Annotated in this window: 14 protein-coding genes; 5 read left to right on the top strand and 9 right to left on the bottom strand. The window is 61.9% G+C overall.

The genetic code is table 11. The annotated features are described in order from the left end of the window. Window positions 1-52 precede the first annotated feature (52 nt). From J5M72_RS00115 to J5M72_RS00140, 6 genes are all read right to left on the bottom strand, one after another. Window positions 53-877 carry an ABC transporter permease gene (locus J5M72_RS00115; protein ID WP_085688449.1) on the bottom strand — a complete coding sequence of 275 codons (825 nt, stop codon included), beginning with the start codon at window positions 875-877 and terminating at the stop codon, window positions 53-55. Window positions 878-889: 12 nt separating this feature from the next. After that, window positions 890-2137, bottom strand: coding sequence for an ABC transporter permease (locus J5M72_RS00120; protein WP_085709229.1), 1248 nt, complete (start codon window positions 2135-2137; stop codon window positions 890-892). A gap of 141 nt (window positions 2138-2278) precedes the next feature. Beyond that, entirely contained in the window at window positions 2279-3322 is a 1044-nt protein-coding gene (locus tag J5M72_RS00125; RefSeq protein ID WP_207863696.1) for an ABC transporter substrate-binding protein, read from the bottom strand. Between the two features lie 48 nt (window positions 3323-3370). After that, window positions 3371-4495: an ABC transporter ATP-binding protein gene (locus J5M72_RS00130; protein ID WP_007959931.1), complete on the bottom strand. Its 1125-nt coding sequence runs from the start codon at window positions 4493-4495 to the stop codon at window positions 3371-3373. A 218-nt stretch (window positions 4496-4713) separates the two neighbouring features. Continuing rightward, entirely contained in the window at window positions 4714-5343 is a 630-nt protein-coding gene (locus J5M72_RS00135) for a response regulator transcription factor (protein ID WP_007959929.1), read from the bottom strand. After that, window positions 5344-7743 carry a sensor histidine kinase gene (locus J5M72_RS00140; RefSeq protein ID WP_169432153.1) on the bottom strand — a complete coding sequence of 800 codons (2400 nt, stop codon included), beginning with the start codon at window positions 7741-7743 and terminating at the stop codon, window positions 5344-5346. It lies immediately after the preceding gene. A gap of 73 nt (window positions 7744-7816) precedes the next feature. Between J5M72_RS00140 and J5M72_RS00145 the strand changes: the two genes are divergently transcribed. Continuing rightward, window positions 7817-8806, top strand: a complete 990-nt coding sequence (locus J5M72_RS00145) for an alpha/beta hydrolase family protein (RefSeq protein ID WP_207863697.1) — start codon at window positions 7817-7819, stop codon at window positions 8804-8806. Window positions 8807-8854: 48 nt separating this feature from the next. On the opposite strand, the gene J5M72_RS00150 is transcribed toward J5M72_RS00145, so the two are convergent. Genes J5M72_RS00150 through J5M72_RS00160 form a run of 3 tightly spaced genes read right to left on the bottom strand, consistent with a single transcriptional unit; the run spans window position 8855 to window position 11311 of the window. Beyond that, window positions 8855-9622: a TerB family tellurite resistance protein gene (locus J5M72_RS00150; RefSeq protein ID WP_207863698.1), complete on the bottom strand. Its 768-nt coding sequence runs from the start codon at window positions 9620-9622 to the stop codon at window positions 8855-8857. Window position 9623: 1 nt separating this feature from the next. After that, window positions 9624-10295, bottom strand: coding sequence for an N-acetylmuramate alpha-1-phosphate uridylyltransferase MurU (murU, locus tag J5M72_RS00155; RefSeq protein WP_169432156.1), 672 nt, complete (start codon window positions 10293-10295; stop codon window positions 9624-9626). Next, window positions 10292-11311, bottom strand: a complete 1020-nt coding sequence (locus J5M72_RS00160; protein WP_207863699.1) for a phosphotransferase — start codon at window positions 11309-11311, stop codon at window positions 10292-10294. Before J5M72_RS00160 ends, murU begins: the two co-directional genes overlap by 4 nt. Before the next feature lie 130 nt (window positions 11312-11441). Here J5M72_RS00160 and J5M72_RS00165 point away from each other — a divergent pair, with 130 nt between their 5' ends. The 4 genes from J5M72_RS00165 to rsmA are packed head-to-tail and all read left to right on the top strand — an operon-like array spanning window position 11442 to window position 17341. Then, window positions 11442-14243, top strand: a complete 2802-nt coding sequence (locus J5M72_RS00165; protein WP_207863700.1) for an LPS-assembly protein LptD — start codon at window positions 11442-11444, stop codon at window positions 14241-14243. Next, the gene (surA, locus tag J5M72_RS00170; RefSeq protein ID WP_169432159.1) at window positions 14224-15540 is read left to right on the top strand and encodes a peptidylprolyl isomerase SurA; all 1317 of its coding nucleotides are present in this window, start codon (window positions 14224-14226) and stop codon (window positions 15538-15540) included. The genes J5M72_RS00165 and surA overlap by 20 nt, the downstream gene beginning before the upstream one ends. Then, the gene (pdxA, locus tag J5M72_RS00175; protein ID WP_119427644.1) at window positions 15537-16526 is read left to right on the top strand and encodes a 4-hydroxythreonine-4-phosphate dehydrogenase PdxA; all 990 of its coding nucleotides are present in this window, start codon (window positions 15537-15539) and stop codon (window positions 16524-16526) included. Before surA ends, pdxA begins: the two co-directional genes overlap by 4 nt. After that, on the top strand, window positions 16523-17341 hold the full coding sequence (gene rsmA, locus J5M72_RS00180; RefSeq protein ID WP_207863701.1) for a 16S rRNA (adenine(1518)-N(6)/adenine(1519)-N(6))-dimethyltransferase RsmA: 819 nt from the start codon (window positions 16523-16525) through the stop codon (window positions 17339-17341). Before pdxA ends, rsmA begins: the two co-directional genes overlap by 4 nt. The last annotated feature ends 51 nt before the right edge of the window (window positions 17342-17392 follow it).

The raw sequence follows: 17392 nt of genomic DNA on the forward strand, positions 1-17392 counted from the left end.
GGTTGTCTGTCATTCAGCGCATGAATGGCAGACAACCCGGAACTTGCAGTCGTCAGACTTGAGCAGTACGCAGCTTCTCACTCCGCCCACGCAACCACTCCAGCGTCAGCAACAGAATCACCGAGAAGGCAATCAACAACGTCGCAGCCGCCGCTATCGTCGGGCTCAGGTTCTCGCGAATCCCGCTGAACATCTGCCGTGGCAAGGTCGCCTGCTCGGGACCTGCAAGAAACAGCGTCACCACCACTTCATCGAACGAGGTCGCAAAGGCAAACAACGCCCCGGAAATCACCCCCGGCGCAATCAGCGGCAAGGTCACCCGGCGGAACGTCACCAGCGGTGAAGCCCCAAGACTGGCCGCCGCCCGCACCAGGTTATGGTTGAACCCCTGCAACGTCGCCGACACCGTGATGATCACGAAGGGCACACCGAGCACCGCGTGCACCACGATCAGCGAGAAGAAACTGTTGCCCAGGCCCAGCGGCGCGAAGAACAGGTAACTGGCCACACCGATGATCACCACCGGCACCACCATCGGCGAAATCACCAGCGCCATCACCAGCGGCTTGCCGGGGAAGTCGCCACGGGTCAGCCCGATGGCCGCCAGCGTACCGAACACCATTGCCAGCACCGTCGCGGCCGGGGCGACGATGATGCTGTTCTTCAGCGAGCGCATCCATTCCGCCGAGGCGAAGAAGTCCTGATACCAGTGCAGCGAAAAGCCCTGCAGCGGGTACACCAGGAAACTGCCGGAGTTGAACGACAGCGGCACGATCACCAGCACCGGAAGGATCAGGAACAACAGGATCAAGCCGCAGAGGATCCGCAAGCTGTAGAACCACACCCGCTCGACGGGCGACATATAAGGACTCAGCATTTCAAATTCCCCTTAGCTCAGGCGCAGGCGACTGGCGCCCACCAGCCAGCTGTAGATCAGATAAAGCACCACGGTCGCCAGCAGCAACAAGCCGCCGAGCGCAGTGGCCATGCCCCAGTTGATGCTGGTGTTGGTGTAGAACGCGACGAAGTAGCTGACCATCTGATCATTCGGGCTGCCCAGCAGTGCCGGGGTGATGTAGTAGCCGATGGCGAGGATGAACACCAACAGACAACCAGCGCCGACACCGGCGTAGGTCTGCGGGAAGTACACCCGCCAGAAACTGGCGAACGGATGACAGCCCAGAGAAATCGCGGCGCGCATATAGGTTGGCGAGATGCCTTTCATCACGCTGTAGATCGGCAGGATCATGAACGGCAGCAGGATGTGCACCATCGAGATGTAGACCCCGGTACGGTTGAACACCAGCTCCAGCGGTTTATCGATGATGCCCATCGCCATCAGCGCGCTGTTGATCAATCCGCCGGATTGCAGCAACACAATCCACGCGGCGACCCGCACCAGGATCGACGTCCAGAACGGCAGCAGCACCAGAATCATCAGCAGGTTGCTTTGACGCGACGGCAGGTTGGCCAGCAGGTAGGCCAGCGGATACGCCAGCACCAGGCAGATCACGGTGATGATCAGGCCCATCCAGAAAGTCCGGGCGAAGATGTCGAGGTAGATCGCCTGATCCGGCGTGGCCGGGGCCAGTTCACCGAGGTCGTCGATGCGATGATCCACCGCCGCCAGCAGATAGAACGGCGTGATGCTGCTGGTGTTGCGCTTCACCGCTTGCCAGTAGGCCGGATCACCCCAACGCTCGTCGAGGCCTTCCAGCGCTTCTTTATAAGAGGCCGGCTCACTGGCGAATGGCAGCGAGCGGGCGGTTTTGGTCAGCAGGCTGCGATAGCCGGCCAACTCCATGTTCAGGCGCTTGGACAGATCGCCCAGGGTCTGGTTTTTGCGCGCTTCGGCGAGGTCTTCGCCGGCGGCCTTGTAGACCGGCTCAGCGGGCAGGCCGCGACCATCCCAACTGGCAATGGCCGCCACGGTGCGCGGCATGCCACCGACCACTTCCGGGTTGCCGACACTTTTATAGAGCAGCGCCACGATCGGCACCAGGAACACCAGCAACAGAAACAGCACCAGCGGCGCGATCAGCGCCTGGGCCTTCCAGCGGTTGACCCGCTCGGCGTGCTTGAGCCGCTGCTTCAAGGTGGGGCTGTTGCCCTCGTTCAGGGGAACGGCGATGGCCATGACGTACTCCGCAAATCTTCGATCAATCGAGAATGTGGGAGCGAGCCTGCTCGCGATAGCGCCTTCGGATTCAACATTGATGCCGACTGACGCACCGCAATCGCGAGCAGGCTCGCTCCCACAGGAGGGCAAGCCCTCTGGTTACTTCGCAGCCCAGGAATTGAAGCGCTGCTCCAGTTGCTCGCCGTTGTCAGCCCAGAAGCTGACGTCGATCTGCACCTGGTTGGCGATGTTTTCCGGGGTGGTCGGCATGTCTTTCAGGATCGCCTTGTCCAGCAATGGCACTGCCTGAGAGTTGGCCGGGCCGTAGGCGATGTTTTCCGAGTAGGTCTTCTGCTGCTGCGGTTGCACCGAGAACGCGATGAATTTCTTCGCCGCTTCCGCGCGTTTGGCGTCCAGGCCTTTCGGGATGGCCCATGCATCGAAGTCGTAGATGCCGCCGTTCCACACCACTTTCAGGTTGGATTCTTTCTGCACCGCAGCGATACGACCGTTGTAGGCCGAGCTCATCACCACGTCGCCGGAAGCGAGATACTGCGGCGGCTGAGCGCCGGCTTCCCACCACTGGATGTTCGGTTTCAGCTCATCCAGCTTCTTGAACGCGCGGTCCTGGCCGTTCTTGCTGGCCAGTTCCTTGTAGACGTCTTTCGGCGCAACGCCGTCGGCCATCAATGCGAATTCAAGGGTGTACTTGGCGCCCTTGCGCAGGCCGCGCTTGCCGGGGAATTTCTTGGTGTCCCAGAAATCCGCCCAGCTGGTCGGTGCGGTTTTCAGCTTGTCGGCGTTGTAGGCCAGCACGGTCGACCACACGAAGAAACCCACGCCGCACGGCTGGATCGCGCCTTTGACGTAGTCTTCGGTCTTGCCGAACAGCGCAGGATCGAGTTGTTCGAACATGTCTTCGTCGCAGCCACGGGACAGCTCCGGCGATTCAACCTCTACCAGATCCCAGGACACGCTTTTGGTGTCGACCATGGCTTTGACCTTGGCCATCTCACCGTTGTACTCGCCGGCGACAATCTTGCCGTTGCCCGCTGCTTCCCAAGGCGCGTAGAAGGCTTTGACTTGCGCCGCCTTGTTCGCCCCGCCAAACGACACCACGGTCAGATCCGGCCCAGCGGCCATTGCGCTTGCCGCACCCATCAGGCCCAGGGTCAGGGCTGTGAACTTCAGGGATCTCAACATTTATTGTTCTCTCCACGTGCAGGGTTGGTGTTGGTATTGCCGGGGCGCTTAGTGCGCCTCTAGAAGAGGATCAAGCGCGCGAACGTGCTCGACCTGCCAGCCAAGCGGAACCACGTCGCCGACTGCGAGCGCTGGATCGAGCTCGGCAATCGGTTGTTTCACGAAGAAGTCGGTCTTGCCGCAGACTTCCAGGCGCACCCGGACGTGGTCGCCCAGATAGATGAATTCGGCCACCCGCCCGGAGAAGCGGTTGACGCATTGGTCGCTCGAACCGTTGAGGCTGACGCGCTCCGGACGGATCGACAGGGTGACCGGCTCGCCGGTCTGGCCGATGTTGACCGCCAGCGCCTCGACCTTTTCCCCACGCCCCAGCTCGACCACGCAACGCTCGCCGTTCTGGCTGAGCAGGCGACCGTTGAGGCGGTTGTTCTCGCCGATGAAGTTGGCGACGAAGGTGTTTTTCGGTTCTTCGTAGAGGGTGCGCGGCGGGGCGATCTGCTGGATCTCGCCCTGGTGGAACACGGCGACACGGTCGGACATGGTCAGGGCTTCGCCCTGGTCGTGGGTCACATAGACCACCGTCACGCCGAGACGCTGGTGCAGGTGTTTGATTTCCATCTGCATGTGTTCGCGCAGTTGCTTGTCGAGAGCGCCGAGGGGTTCGTCCATCAGCACCAGCTGCGGCTCGAACACCAGCGCACGGGCCAAAGCCACACGCTGTTGCTGGCCGCCGGACAGTTGCGCCGGGTAACGCGATGCGAAAGCGTCGAGCTGAACCATGCTCAGGACTTTCTTGACCTTGTCGCTGACATCGCTCTTGTTCAGGCCACGCACGGTCAGCGGAAACGCCAGGTTTTCAGCAACGGTCATGTGCGGAAACAGCGCGTAGTTCTGGAACACCATGCCGATGTCGCGCTTGTGCGGCGGCACGTTGTTGATCGCCCGCCCGGCAAGGAGAATTTCGCCGGCGGTCGGCGTCTCGAAACCGGCGAGCATCATCAGGCTGGTGGTCTTGCCGGAGCCGGACGGTCCGAGCAAGGTGAGGAATTCGCCCTTGCGAATGTCCAGGTTGAGGTCTTTGACGATCAGGTTCTCGCCGTCGTAGCTCTTCTGCACTCCACGAAAGCTGACCAGCACATCGCTGGCCCCTGCGTTTGATTCGACCTGGCTCATACCCACACCTTTGTTATTGATGACTGCTGTGGGAGTAAGCCTAGTGGCTGCTTGCAGTCACGCAAATCGGGGCGCAGGAGAGAATCGCCTCAGCCGGATGGAAGGCCGGGGGTAGGGATTGCCCTACAAGGATGGCGCGTTTTGGCAAACCCGACGCAAGGGTCGGGGCTCAAGCCGCCAGAACCGGTAAAAGTGCCTGTCGCTATTGGATATGTCGCTCAGAGGAGCTTGTGTTCCATCGCGTACTTCACCAGCTCGGCGAGCGAAGTGATGTTGAGTTTCTGCATCAACCGCGCCTTGTGGGTGCTGATGGTCTTGCTGCTCAGGGCCAGTTGCTGGGCGATGTCATTGACGTTGGCGCCTTGCGCCAGGCGCTCGAACACCGAGAACTCGCGCTCGGACAGCAACGAATGCAGCGGTCGCGCATCGGTCAGGCCGACTTCGAAGACCATCCGATCGGCCAGCTCCGGATCGATGTAGCGCCCGCCCGCCGCGACCTTGCGGATTGCCGTCAACAGCAGCGCCGGATCGCTGTCCTTGGTCGCATACCCGGCGGCGCCGACCTTCAGCGCCCGGGCGGCCATCTGCGCTTCGTCGTGCATCGACAGCACCAGAATCGCCGGCGGATGGTTCAGCGCGCGGATCCGAGGAATCGCTTCGAGCCCGTTGACACCAGGCATCGAGATATCCAGCAACACCACTTCGCAGGGCACGTTGCGCAGGGTTTCCAGCAATTGCTCGCCGTTGCTCGCCTCCCCCACCACTTGCAGATCCTTGGCCAGGCCGATCAATTGCTTGATGCCTTCGCGAACGATGGTGTGGTCTTCGGCTACCAGTACACGGATCACTTACTTCTCCTCATCCAATGGCACCCTCACGCTCAGCGTGGTGCCCTCGCCCGGCTCGCTGTCGAGTGACAGTTGCCCGCCCATGATCAACACCCGCTCGCGCATGCCCACCAGTCCAAAGGATGTCGGCCTGCCGGCAGCGGCGACAAATCCTACGCCATCATCGCTGACCGTCAGACACAATTCGTCGCCTTCCTGCGCCAGCGTCAGTTCTACAGTATGCGCCTGGGCATGGCGCATGACGTTGGTCAGCGCCTCCTGCAGAATGCGGAACAGGCCGATGGCCTTTGCGTCGCTGAGCGGCGGCAGATTGTCCGGCACCTGCACCAGACACGGAATCTGTGTGCGCGCCTCGAATCGCCGGGCCTGCCACTCGATGGCCGAGGCAATCCCGGCATCAAGGATCGGCGGGCGCAATGCCGTCGCCACATCGCGCACCAACTGGAACAACTGGGCGATCAGGCGTTTCATGCTGTTCAGGCGTTCGTTCAGACCCGGATCGAGTTGCGCGTAGGCCAGTTCGCACATCGATGTCTCCAGTTTCAGCACCGTCAGCATCTGCCCCAGTTCATCGTGAACCTCGCGGGCGATGCGCGCCTTTTCCTCTTCGCGCACGCTTTCCAGATGCGCCGACAATTCGCGCAGTTGTTCGCGCGATGCCGCCAGCTCCAGCTCGATGCGTTTGCTTTCAGTGATGTCCCAGACAATGCCGTCCCAGACGTAGGTGCCGTCCTCCAGTTGCCGGGTGATGGCCTTGATCTCGGCCCAGCGCTGTTCGCCCTGTCGCGTAAGGATCCTCCCCTGCCACGACCAGTCGCTGTCGGTGTCCAGCGCCTGATCCTGGGTCTGGTGATAAGCGGCCCGGTCATCCGGATGCACCAGACTGCGCAGGCCCATGTCGCGATGGGCGATGGCGGCCGGCGCGTAGCCGACCAGACTCTCGCTGCCCTCGCTGATGTAGGCAAAGTCGATCTGCCCGGTCACCGGCGCCCGCTCCAGGCGGAACACCAGCCCCGGCACGTTGGCGGCGATGCCTTGCAGGCGCGCCTCGCTTTCCTGCAACGCGGCCAGGGCACGTCGGCGTTCGGTCACGTCGGTAAGGTAGACCACCAGATACTCGCTGTCGCGAAAGCGCAGGAAACTCAGCGACACATCCGCCGGCAACACGCTGCCATCGGCTCGCACACAGCTGGTTTCAAAGCTGAGGGGTCCTTCTTCGCTGGCCCGGGCGCGTTTCCACAGGTTGAGCCAGCGATCCATGTGCAGACCGGGTTCAAAGTCGATCAGCGGTCGCTCGATCAGCGCGCCCTGTGGATAACCGAGCATGTGTTCCGCCGCTCGGTTGGCGTAGCGCACGTGGCTGTCCCAGTTGACCCAGAGAATGCCGACGGTGCTCTGGTCGATGGAAAACTGGGTCAGGCGCAAGGCCTCTTCACTGGCGGCACGCAGGGCGATGTCTTCCCGGGCGGCCAGCAGGCGTAACTCGAGGCTGTGTTGCTGACGTCGCTGCCAGACGATGATCGCCGCGCAACTGAGCAGCAACAGGGCCAGCAGCAGGGTCAGGTTCTGCCAGAACCCGGGCGATTCCGAGAACCGTGGGTATTTGGGTTGCAGCCATTGGGTGTGCAGGCGTTCCAGATCTTTCGCCGGGATCGCCCGCAAGGCACTTTCGACGATCCCGGCCAGCTCGGGCCAGTCACGACGGGTGGCGACCCGCAGCAGTTGCGGCAGACCGATGTCGCCGACCACCACCAGCCCGGCAAACTCCGGCTCTGTCGACAGACGCCCCAGTTGCGCTTCATCCACCACGGCGTAAGACGCCTGCTGACTTAACAACAACTGCAACGCCTGACGCTCCAGCGGCACGCCTTGCAGATTCAGATGGGGATAGTTGCCGCGCAAATAATCGGCCGTAACGCTGGGCATGCGTACCGCAACCCGGACCTGAGTGTCGAGTTTTTCCAGCTCCACCGAACCGCTGGCCTTCTGGTCGCTGACCACCAGTTGCGGCACGCGCATGTAGGGATCGGAGAACTGCCAAAGGCGCAGCGCACCCGGCGTCTGGGTCAGACCCGGGGCGAGATCGATCTCACCATCACGTGCGGCGGCTTCAAGCTGCTCCAGGTCTGGAAAATTGCGCCAGCTGAGCTCGATGTCCAGCGCCCTGGCCAGCCATTTCATCAACTCGACGTTGACCCCGGACAAGCGCTGCAGGCGCCGGTCGTATTGCGCGTACGGTGCCTGCAACACCAGGCCGACCCGCAATTCATGGTGCTGCGCCAGCCATTGACGCTCGCTCGCCGACAACTGCGCGACATGACTCGCAGGCGCAGGTGCCGCCCACCCCATCAAGGGAAACGCCAGACAGCCGATAACCCACAGGCAGCAAAACCGCATCATTGACATCTCATAACCTGACAAATTCTGACCAACCCTTTAGGCTGCCGGGATACTTTCTGGCCTGGAATAACCGATGCTCCCTGTCTCTCGCCTGGCAATGCCAGCATTGTGCCTGTCGCTGATCCTGCCTTGTGCGTTTTCCGTCGAAGCCGCCGATCCGGCGCCCGCCCCTTCCGCAGAAAAACCGGCTGAAGAAAAACCGGTCGAACGCCAGCCGCTGCTTGAGCGTAGTCAGGAAGAGGCCTCGGCACTCGAACGCAAAGTCCCGGCCCAGGAACAACAACAGTTGCAGGCCGGCAGCGACACCTTCCTCGCCCTGTGGAAACCGGCCAACACCGCCGAGCCCAAAGGCGCGGTCATCATCCTCCCCAGTGTCGGTGAAACCGCCGACTGGCCCCAGGTGGTCGGCCCGCTACGCCGCAAGCTGCCGGATGCGCAGTGGAACACGCTGAGTATCACCTTGCCCGACCTGCAAAGCGACACCATCGCTCCCCGCGTGATCGAGGCGCCAACTACAGCGAAAGCCGCCGACTCAGGCAGCAAGGACGCCACCACCGCCCAACCTATCGAACAGGCTGCCGGCGGTGAAGCGGAGGTCGCCGACAAAGTCGTCGCCGAGACCGCCGAAGAACAGTCCAAGGCCGACGCCGAGCGAATCTTCGCCCGCATCGACGCCGCGATCGGCTACGCCGAACAACAGGGCGCGCGCAGCATCGTTGTTCTCGGGCACGGCACCGGCGCCTATTGGGCGGCCCGTTTCCTGAACGAAAAACAGACCGCACAAGTGGAAAAACTGCTGATGGTCGCCGCGCAGATGCCGCCCAAGGCCACGCCAGAACTGGCGGAACTGACACCGCTGCTGAAGCTGCCGACCGCCGACATCTTCTATATGGACAAGCCTCAGGATCGCAACGCCGCACTGGAGCGCCTGCAGGCCAGCAAGCGCCTGAAGACCACAGCGTTCAGCCAGGTGGCGCTCAAGGCCTTGCCGGACAACAAGGCTGAGCAGGAGCAACTGTTCCGTCGAGTGCGCGGTTGGTTGAATCCGCAAATCCCGGACTGACCGACCACCCAAAAAGATCGCAGCCTGGGCTGCGATCTTTTTTTTCGTCTAGCGGAAATCCCGCCGCTCGCGAATCAAGGTGTAGGCATTGTGCAATTCGCGGGTCTTTTCGGTCGCTTCAAGCACCTGAGCCGGCGTCGCCCCGGTGCCGGCGATCTTGTCCGGATGATGGCGACTGAGCAGACGGCGGTAGGCACGCTTGATCTGCGCCGGTTCGCTGGTTGCCGACACCCCGAGCAGTCGCATCGCATCCTGATAGCTCACGGCCGCACTGACGATCGGACGCTTGTGCGGTTCGTAATCCGCTGCCAGCGCCTGGATCTGGTGAGTCGTCCAGCCCAGCCACCTGCCCCACTGCGCCAGCAGTTCGCGCTCACTGCTACCGGCCCGGCCATCGGCCCAGACCATCCGCCAACAGGCTCGCAATACCCCTTCGGCGGCGTGAGGCTGAGTGCTCAGGCGACGCAGATAACCGCGCAGGCGATCCCCACCGGACTTGCCGCGATTGAACGCGGCAATCGCGCGGCGCTGTGCCGGCTCGCTCATGTCCAGCGCGCGCATCTCCTGACGCGCCTGCTGGATATGACCATCGGTGACCCGCCCGTCGCTCTTGGCCAGACGCCCGAGCAGGACGAACAAGAGTTCGTCGTTGCGCAGCACCGGCCGACCGCCGAGTCTTTCCCGCAAATGCCCCCAGCTCTGCAGATGCAGGCGCCGATCCAGCGCCTGCCCCAACAAAGCCCCAAGCATGGCCCCCGGAATGCTGGCGATAGCAAAACCCGCTCCGGCTCCAATCAGAGTCCCTGGCCACAACATATCAGCGACTCGCTTCTATCAAGGATTCGGCTTCAGCCAGCCGCTCGTGCGTGCCGACATCGACCCAGTGACCTTTCAGCCGCTCGCCGGTGACCTGCCCCTGCGCCATGGCTTTACGCAGCAGCGGCGCCAGCTTGAAGGCACCGTCGGTGCAGCCGTCGAACAACTGCGGATGCAGTACGGCAATGCCACTGTAGGTCAGGGTCGCCGCATCGGCCTGGCCATCACGCACCTGGCCGTCGGTCAGGGTGAAATCGCCTGTCGGGTGATGCGCCGGATTGTCCGCCAGCACCAGATGCGCCAGTCCGGTGATCGGCTGGTGCAGCATGCTGAAGTCGTAATCGGTCCAGATGTCACCGTTGACCACCAGGAACGCCTCGTCACCAAGCAGCGGCAAGGCGCGGAAAATACCGCCACCGGTTTCCAGCGGCTCGCCTTCGGGCGAGTAGCGGATGCTCAGGCCGAACTGCGAGCCGTCACCCAGGTAATCTTCGATCTGCTGGCCGAGCCAGGCATGGTTGATCACGATTTCGCTGAAACCTGCCGCCGCGAGGGCCCGCAGGTGGTATTCGATCAATGGCACGCCAGCGGCGCGCACCAGCGGCTTGGGGGTGGTCAGGGTCAGCGGGCGCATGCGCTCGCCTTTGCCTGCCGCCAGAATCATTGCCTTCATGCAGTCACTCCGGCACGCAGGCTGCCCAGCAGCGCCTGCAGTTCTGCAAGCTCGGGACGGCGTGCGATCACCGCATCTATATAGGAGAAGAAGCGTGGCACGTCAGCGATGTAGCGGGGTTTGCCATCGCGGTGACAGATGCGGGCGAAAATGCCGATGACCTTCAAATGGCGTTGCACACCCATCAGGTCGCTGGCGCGCAGGAAGTCTTCGAAGTCCGACTGTACCGGAATGTTCAGCGCCGTCGCCTGCCGCCAGTAGCTTTCCAGCCAGCCGCGCACACGTTCTTCAGGCCAGCTGAGGAACGCGTCCTTGAACAGGCAGGTCACGTCGTAGGTCACCGGACCATATACCGCGTCCTGGAAGTCCAGCACGCCGGGGTTCGGCTCGCTGAGCATCAGGTTGCGCGGCATGTAGTCACGGTGCACCAGCACCTTGGGCTGGGCCAGAGCGCTATTGATCAGCAGATCGCTGACCTGTTGCCATTGCTGCTGTTGGGCGGCATCGAACTCGATGCCCAGCTCACGCTTCACGTACCACTCGGGGAACAGTTCCAGCTCGCGGCGCAACAGCGCGACGTCGTAGCTGGGCAGCGGTGCCACCATCGGCAACTGCTGAAATGCCAACAGCGCCTGCAAGGCGTCGCTGAACAACAGTTCGGCATTTTCGCCATTGATCACGTCGAGATAGGTCTTGTTGCCCAGGTCATTGAGCAAAAGAAATCCGCGATCGAGGTCTTGCGCATAAATTTTCGGCACGTTGATACCGGATTTCGCCAGCAAAAAGGCGATATCCACGAAGGGTTTGCAGTTTTCCTGGGGTGGCGGTGCGTCCATCACGACGAAACTGCGACCCGCGCCTTCCCAGCGGAAGTAACGGCGAAAACTCGCGTCGCTGCTGGCCGCAGTCAACGTGGCCGGGGGTACGCCCCCCCAGCCCTGGTCAGCGAAAAGGATTGCCAACTGCTCATCGAGCCAAACTTTCAGGTGTTGCAAGCGTACATCTTGGTCAGGCATTGCAAGGGTCTCCGACGGCGCTAGCCGTCAAGCGGGTCATGCTTTATTATCCAGCATCTTTTTCAGACCATCGAGAGGCGTGCGGCCCACACCGCGGGCAGATGGCACGCAGGAAGCCCGGACTAATAAGATGGCATTGAAATCCCCCGCGTTTCGTAAAAAATTTCCGTTGTTGGTAACCGGCAGTCTGCTGGCTATGCAACCTCTGGCCAGTTCATTCGTTGTCGCCGCCGAGCAGTATGACTGCGCCGTCTCGGCTACGGGCGGCTGGGCCTGTTCGCCGAAGACGCCGGCAGCGGCATTGCCGCCGCGTCCGGTGCATGACGGCAGTGCCGTCAGCGCCACCGGCGAAGCCCCGGCCGAGAACGGTACGGTTTCGGACGCCGGGCCAAAACCCGTGCTCGTCACCGAGTCCAAGGGCCGTGGCCTGAAATCCCGTAGCGAAGACTACAGTCACCTCGACTGGGTTCCGCGCGAGAAGCTCACCGCCGCCCAACTGGCCGAGACCGGTCCTTACTGCTCTGGTTCCTATATCGAACCGATTCGTCCTGGCATGAATGACAAGACGAATAAAAGTGACGCCCCGACCTTCATCGGCGCGAAAGCCTCGCGCTACAACACCGAAGATCAGGTCGGCACACTGGCCGGTGATGTGGTTCTGCGCCAGGGCAGCATGCAGGTCGAATCCCAGGAAGCGAGCCTCTACCAGGCCGAGAGCCGCGCCGAACTCAAGGGCGACGTGCGCATCCGTGACAACGGCGCGCTGATCGTCGGCGACCACGCCGATGTGCAGCTCGACACCGGTGAAGCGAAAGTCGACAACGCCGAATACGTGATGCACAAGTCGCGCATCCGCGGTAACGCGCTGTACGCCAAGCGCGCCGAAAACGCGATCATCCGCCTGAAGGACGGCACGTACACCACGTGCGAACCGAACAGCAACGCCTGGCAGCTCAAGGGCAACAACATCACCCTGAACCCTGCCACCGGCTTCGGCACCGCGACCAACGTGACGCTGCGGGTCAAGGACATTCCGATCCTTTACACCCCGTACATCTACTTCCCGATCGACGACCGTCGTCAGTCGGGCTTCCTGCCGCCGACCATCGGCACCAGCACCGACACCGGCTTCATGCTGGTGACCCCGTACTACTTCAACCTGGCGCCGAACTACGATGCCACGTTGTACCCGCGCTACATGAGCAAGCGCGGCATGCTGGTGGAAGGCGAATTCCGTTACCTGACCAAGTCCAGCGAAGGTCAGTTCGGTGCTGCGTTCCTCAACGACGAGGACCACGACCGCGACCTGCAGACCGACTCCAAGCAAACCCGATACATGTACAACTGGCAACACAAGGGTGGCCTGGATTCGCGCGTATTCACGCAGGTCGACTACACCAAGATCAGCGATCCGTACTATTTCCAGGATCTGGAAACCGATCAGATCGGCGTGAAGAGTGCCGACTATGTGAACCAGCAGGGTTCGATCTCTTATCGTGGCGACAGCTACACGGCCCGTCTGAATGCCCAGGCCTACCAGCTGGCGACCGTGTCGAGCATCACCCCGTATGACCGCCTGCCGCAGATCACCTTCAATGGTCAGCTGCCGTTCCATCCGGAAGGTTTGAATTTCGATTACGAGACGGAGCTGGTTCGCTTTGATCGGGATCTGCTGACTGGCAGCTACACGAATAAAGACGGAACTGACCCTCAGCCTCGTCTCGATACCAACGTAGCAGGCCTGGATCGCGCCAACGGCACGCGTCTGAATCTGAAACCGGGCGTCAGCCTGCCGATGAACTGGACGTATGGCTTCATCAAGCCATCGCTGAAGTACCAGTACACCCAGTATGACCTTGACCTCGACGGCCAAGGCAAAAACGACCTGGTGACCAACCGCAACAATGCATCCAAGCTGGGCGAGTCGTTCAACAGCTCGCAGAACCGTGGTGTTCCGATTGCCAGTATCGATAGCGGTCTGTACTTCGACCGCAACACGTCCTACTTCGGCAAGAACTACCGTCAGACCCTCGAGCCTCGTCTGTTCTATCTCTATGTTCCGGAGAAAGACCAGAAAGACATCCCGGCGTTCGACACCAGCGAATACACCTTCAGCTACGCGTCGCTGTTCCGCGACAACCGCTTCTCCGGTGCCGACCGTGTCGGTGACGAGAACAAGCTGTCGCTGGGCGTGACCAGCCGCTGGATCGAAGACGACGGTTTCGAACGTCAACGCATCAGCGTCGGCCAGGCCCTGTACTTCAAGGATCGCAAGGTTCAACTGCCGGGCGTCGACTTCGCCGATCGCGACGACGCACGCTCCAACGTTTCGCCTTACGCACTGGAATACGAATATCGCTGGAACCGCGACTGGCGCACCACGGCCGACTACAACTGGGATCCGGACAGCCACAGCCCGCGTTCGGGCAGTGCGATGTTCCACTACCAGCCTGAAGACAACCCGAACAAGGTGGTCAACGTCGGCTATCGCTATCGCAACGACCAGGTCCGTTACGACCAGAACACCGGTAAATGGACAGTGGGTGGTGGCGACTACGGTCGTCCGGGCGACGCCAATTACGTGAAGGACTACTACAAGATCGAGCAGCATGACTTCTCGGTCATCTGGCCGATCGTTCCACAGTGGAGCGCCATCAGCCGCTGGCAGTATGACTACAACCGCAATCGTACGCTGGAAGCCTTCGGTGGTTTCGAATACGACAACTGCTGCTGGAAACTGCGCCTGATCAACCGTTACTGGGTGTCCTACGACGAGTTCAGTCAGCAGGCCCCGGAAAACGAAAAAGGCGACCACGGCGTCTTCCTCCAAATTGTTCTGAAGGGACTCGGCGGCCTCACTGGCGCCAAGACTGAGAGCTTCCTCGACAAAGGCATCCAAGGTTATCGTCAACGTGAAGACCAAGCTTTCTGATTGTCTGCGCCCGCTGATGCTGGGCGCGCTGTTCCTGGGTACCGCGGCCAACGCCGCGGTACAGCCCATCGACAAAGTGGTGGCCATCGTCGACAACGACGTGGTCATGCAGAGCCAGCTGGATCAACGTGTCCACGAAGTTCAGCAAACCATCGCCAAGCGTGGCGGCGGCTTGCCGCCTCCGGGCGTGCTGGATCAACAGGTGCTCGAGCGCCTGATCGTCGAAAACCTGCAACTGCAGATCGGCGAACGCTCCGGCATCCGCATCACCGATGAAGAACTGAACCAGGCTGTCGGTACCATCGCCCAGCGCAACAACATGACTGTCGACCAGTTCCGCGCGGCCCTGGCCCGAGATGGCCTGAGTTACGACGGCGCCCGTGAGCAGATCCGCAAGGAAATGATCATCAGCCGTGTGCGTCAGCGTCGTGTTGCAGAACGCATTCAGGTATCGGAGCAGGAAGTGAAGAACTTCCTCGCCTCCGACCTTGGCAAGATGCAACTGTCCGAAGAACTGCACCTGGCCAACATCCTGATTCCTACCCCGGAAAGCGCCAGCTCCGAAGCGATTCAGAGCGCTGCACGCCAGGCGATGGAGGTTTACCAGCAACTCAAGCAAGGCGCTGACTTCGGTCAACTGGCCGTTGCCAGGTCCGGTAGCGACAACGCCCTCGAAGGCGGCGACATGGGCTGGCGTAAAGCCGCTCAACTGCCCCCACCGTTCGACCGCGAGCTGAGCAGCATGTCGCCGGGCGACATCACTCAACCGGCACGTACTCCGGGTGGTTTCATCATCCTGAAGCTGCTGGAAAAACGCGGTGGCGAAAGCCAGATGCGCGACGAAGTGCATGTGCGCCACATTCTGGTCAAGCCAAGTCCGGTCCGCGACGAAGCCAAGACCAAGGAACTGGCCCAGTCGCTGTATAACCGCATCGAAGCCGGTGAAGATTTCGCCGAACTGGCGAAAAAATACTCGGAAGACCCGGGTTCCGCCCTCAATGGTGGCGACCTGAACTGGATCGACCCGAACGCACTGGTACCGGAATTCCGCGCCGTGATGGCCAAGTCCCCACAGGGTCAGCTGTCCAAGCCGTTCCAGACCCAGTATGGCTGGCACGTTCTGGAAGTCCTTGGCCGTCGCGCCACCGACAGCACCGAACAGGCCCGCGAGCAGCAAGCGATGACCGTACTGCGTAACCGCAAATACGACGAAGAGCTGCAGACCTGGCTGCGTCAGATCCGTGACGAAGCGTACGTAGAAATCAAACTCCCTGGTGCAGACCAGGCAGCGCAGTGAAACCCAAGCGTTTCGCGCTGACTCCCGGTGAGCCAGCCGGCATCGGTCCCGACCTGTGCCTGCTGCTCGCCTCGCAAGCCCAGCCACATCCCCTGATTGCCATCACCAGCCGCGACCTGCTCCAAGAGCGGGCCGCGCAGTTGGGGCTGGCCGTCAGTCTGCTGCCCGTTTCGCCCGGTCATTGGCCGGATGCTCCGGCGCCAGCCAACAGCCTTTATGTCTGGGATACCCCGCTCAGCGCCCCTGTGGTCGCCGGGCAACTGGACAAGGCCAACGCCGCATTCGTTCTTGAAACCCTGACCCGCGCCGGCAATGGCTGCCTGAACGGCGACTTCGCCGGGATGATCACAGCGCCAGTACACAAGGGCGTGATCAACGAGTCCGGTATCGCCTTTTCCGGCCACACGGAATTCCTCGCCGACCTGACCCACACCGCCCAAGTGGTGATGATGCTTGCCACCCGCGGTTTGCGTGTGGCGCTGGTCACCACTCACCTGCCCTTGCGCGACATCGCCGATGCGATCACGCCGGAGCGACTGGAACGGGTCACGCGGATCCTGCACGCCGACCTGCAAGACAAATTCGGCATCGCCCAACCGCGTATCCTGGTCTGCGGGCTTAACCCGCACGCCGGTGAAGGCGGACACCTGGGCCATGAAGAAATCGACATCATCGAACCCACCCTGGAGCGCCTGCGCGGCGAGGGCATGGACCTTCGTGGCCCGCTGCCTGCCGACACTCTGTTTACCCCCAAATATCTGGAGCACTGCGACGCGGTGCTGGCGATGTACCACGATCAGGGCCTGCCCGTGCTGAAATACAAAGGCTTCGGCGCCGCAGTCAATGTGACCCTGGGCCTGCCGATCATCCGCACTTCGGTCGACCACGGCACCGCCCTGGATCTGGCCGGCAGCGGCAAGATCGACACCGGCAGCCTGCAGGTCGCCCTGGAAACCGCCTACCAGATGGCCGAGACCCGTTTATGACCGAGCAATACCAACACAAGGCGCGCAAACGCTTTGGCCAGAACTTCCTGCACGATGCCGGCGTCATCGACCGCATCCTGCGCTCCATCAGTGCCAAGGCCGGCGACCGCATGCTGGAAATCGGGCCGGGCCAGGGTGCACTGACCGCCGGCATCCTCAACTCCGGCGCACAGCTGGACGTAGTTGAACTGGACAAGGACCTGATCCCGATCCTCAACCAGCAGTTTGCCGGCAAGAGTAACTTCAACCTGCATCAGGGCGACGCACTGAAGTTCGACTTCAATACCCTGAATGCTGCGCCGAACAGCCTGCGCGTGGTCGGTAACCTGCCGTACAACATCTCCACGCCGCTGATTTTCCACCTGCTGAGCAATGCCGCGATCATTCGCGACATGCACTTCATGCTGCAGAAGGAAGTGGTCGAGCGTCTGGCCGCAGGCCCGGGTGGCGGCGACTGGGGCCGCCTGTCGATCATGGTTCAGTATCACTGCCGGGTCGAACACCTGTTCAACGTTGGCCCTGGCGCATTCAATCCTCCGCCGAAGGTCGACTCGGCCATCGTGCGCCTGGTGCCGCACGCGGTCTTGCCACACCCGGCCAAGGATCACCGCCTGCTGGAGCGCGTCGTGCGCGAAGCCTTCAACCAGCGCCGCAAGACCCTGCGCAACACCCTCAAGCAATTGCTGAGCAACGCCGAAATCGAGGCCGCCGGCGTCGATGGCAGCCTGCGTCCCGAGCAACTCGATCTGGCTGCCTTCGTGCGTTTGGCCGACCAGCTCGCCGATCAGCCTGCACCAGCACCGGCAGCCGACTGACAGGCAAGGACCGCTCCCGGGCAGGACGCCGCTCTGGTCTCCTGCCCGATA

Source organism: Pseudomonas sp. 58(2021), assembly GCF_017491585.1.
GTDB lineage: Bacteria > Pseudomonadota > Gammaproteobacteria > Pseudomonadales > Pseudomonadaceae > Aquipseudomonas > Aquipseudomonas fluorescens_BT.

Coding starts and splice junctions, on each gene's coding strand:
- J5M72_RS00125 (WP_207863696.1), bottom strand. CDS start 3,322: ATGTTGAGATCCCTGAAGTTCACAGCCCTGACCCTGGGCCTGATGGGT.
- J5M72_RS00160 (WP_207863699.1), bottom strand. CDS start 11,311: ATGCCTGACCAAGATGTACGCTTGCAACACCTGAAAGTTTGGCTCGAT.
- J5M72_RS00150 (WP_207863698.1), bottom strand. CDS start 9,622: ATGTTGTGGCCAGGGACTCTGATTGGAGCCGGAGCGGGTTTTGCTATC.
- rsmA (WP_207863701.1), top strand. CDS start 16,523: ATGACCGAGCAATACCAACACAAGGCGCGCAAACGCTTTGGCCAGAAC.
- J5M72_RS00115 (WP_085688449.1), bottom strand. CDS start 877: ATGCTGAGTCCTTATATGTCGCCCGTCGAGCGGGTGTGGTTCTACAGC.
- J5M72_RS00165 (WP_207863700.1), top strand. CDS start 11,442: ATGGCATTGAAATCCCCCGCGTTTCGTAAAAAATTTCCGTTGTTGGTA.
- J5M72_RS00130 (WP_007959931.1), bottom strand. CDS start 4,495: ATGAGCCAGGTCGAATCAAACGCAGGGGCCAGCGATGTGCTGGTCAGC.
- J5M72_RS00145 (WP_207863697.1), top strand. CDS start 7,817: ATGCTCCCTGTCTCTCGCCTGGCAATGCCAGCATTGTGCCTGTCGCTG.
- J5M72_RS00120 (WP_085709229.1), bottom strand. CDS start 2,137: ATGGCCATCGCCGTTCCCCTGAACGAGGGCAACAGCCCCACCTTGAAG.
- J5M72_RS00140 (WP_169432153.1), bottom strand. CDS start 7,743: ATGATGCGGTTTTGCTGCCTGTGGGTTATCGGCTGTCTGGCGTTTCCC.
- murU (WP_169432156.1), bottom strand. CDS start 10,295: ATGAAGGCAATGATTCTGGCGGCAGGCAAAGGCGAGCGCATGCGCCCG.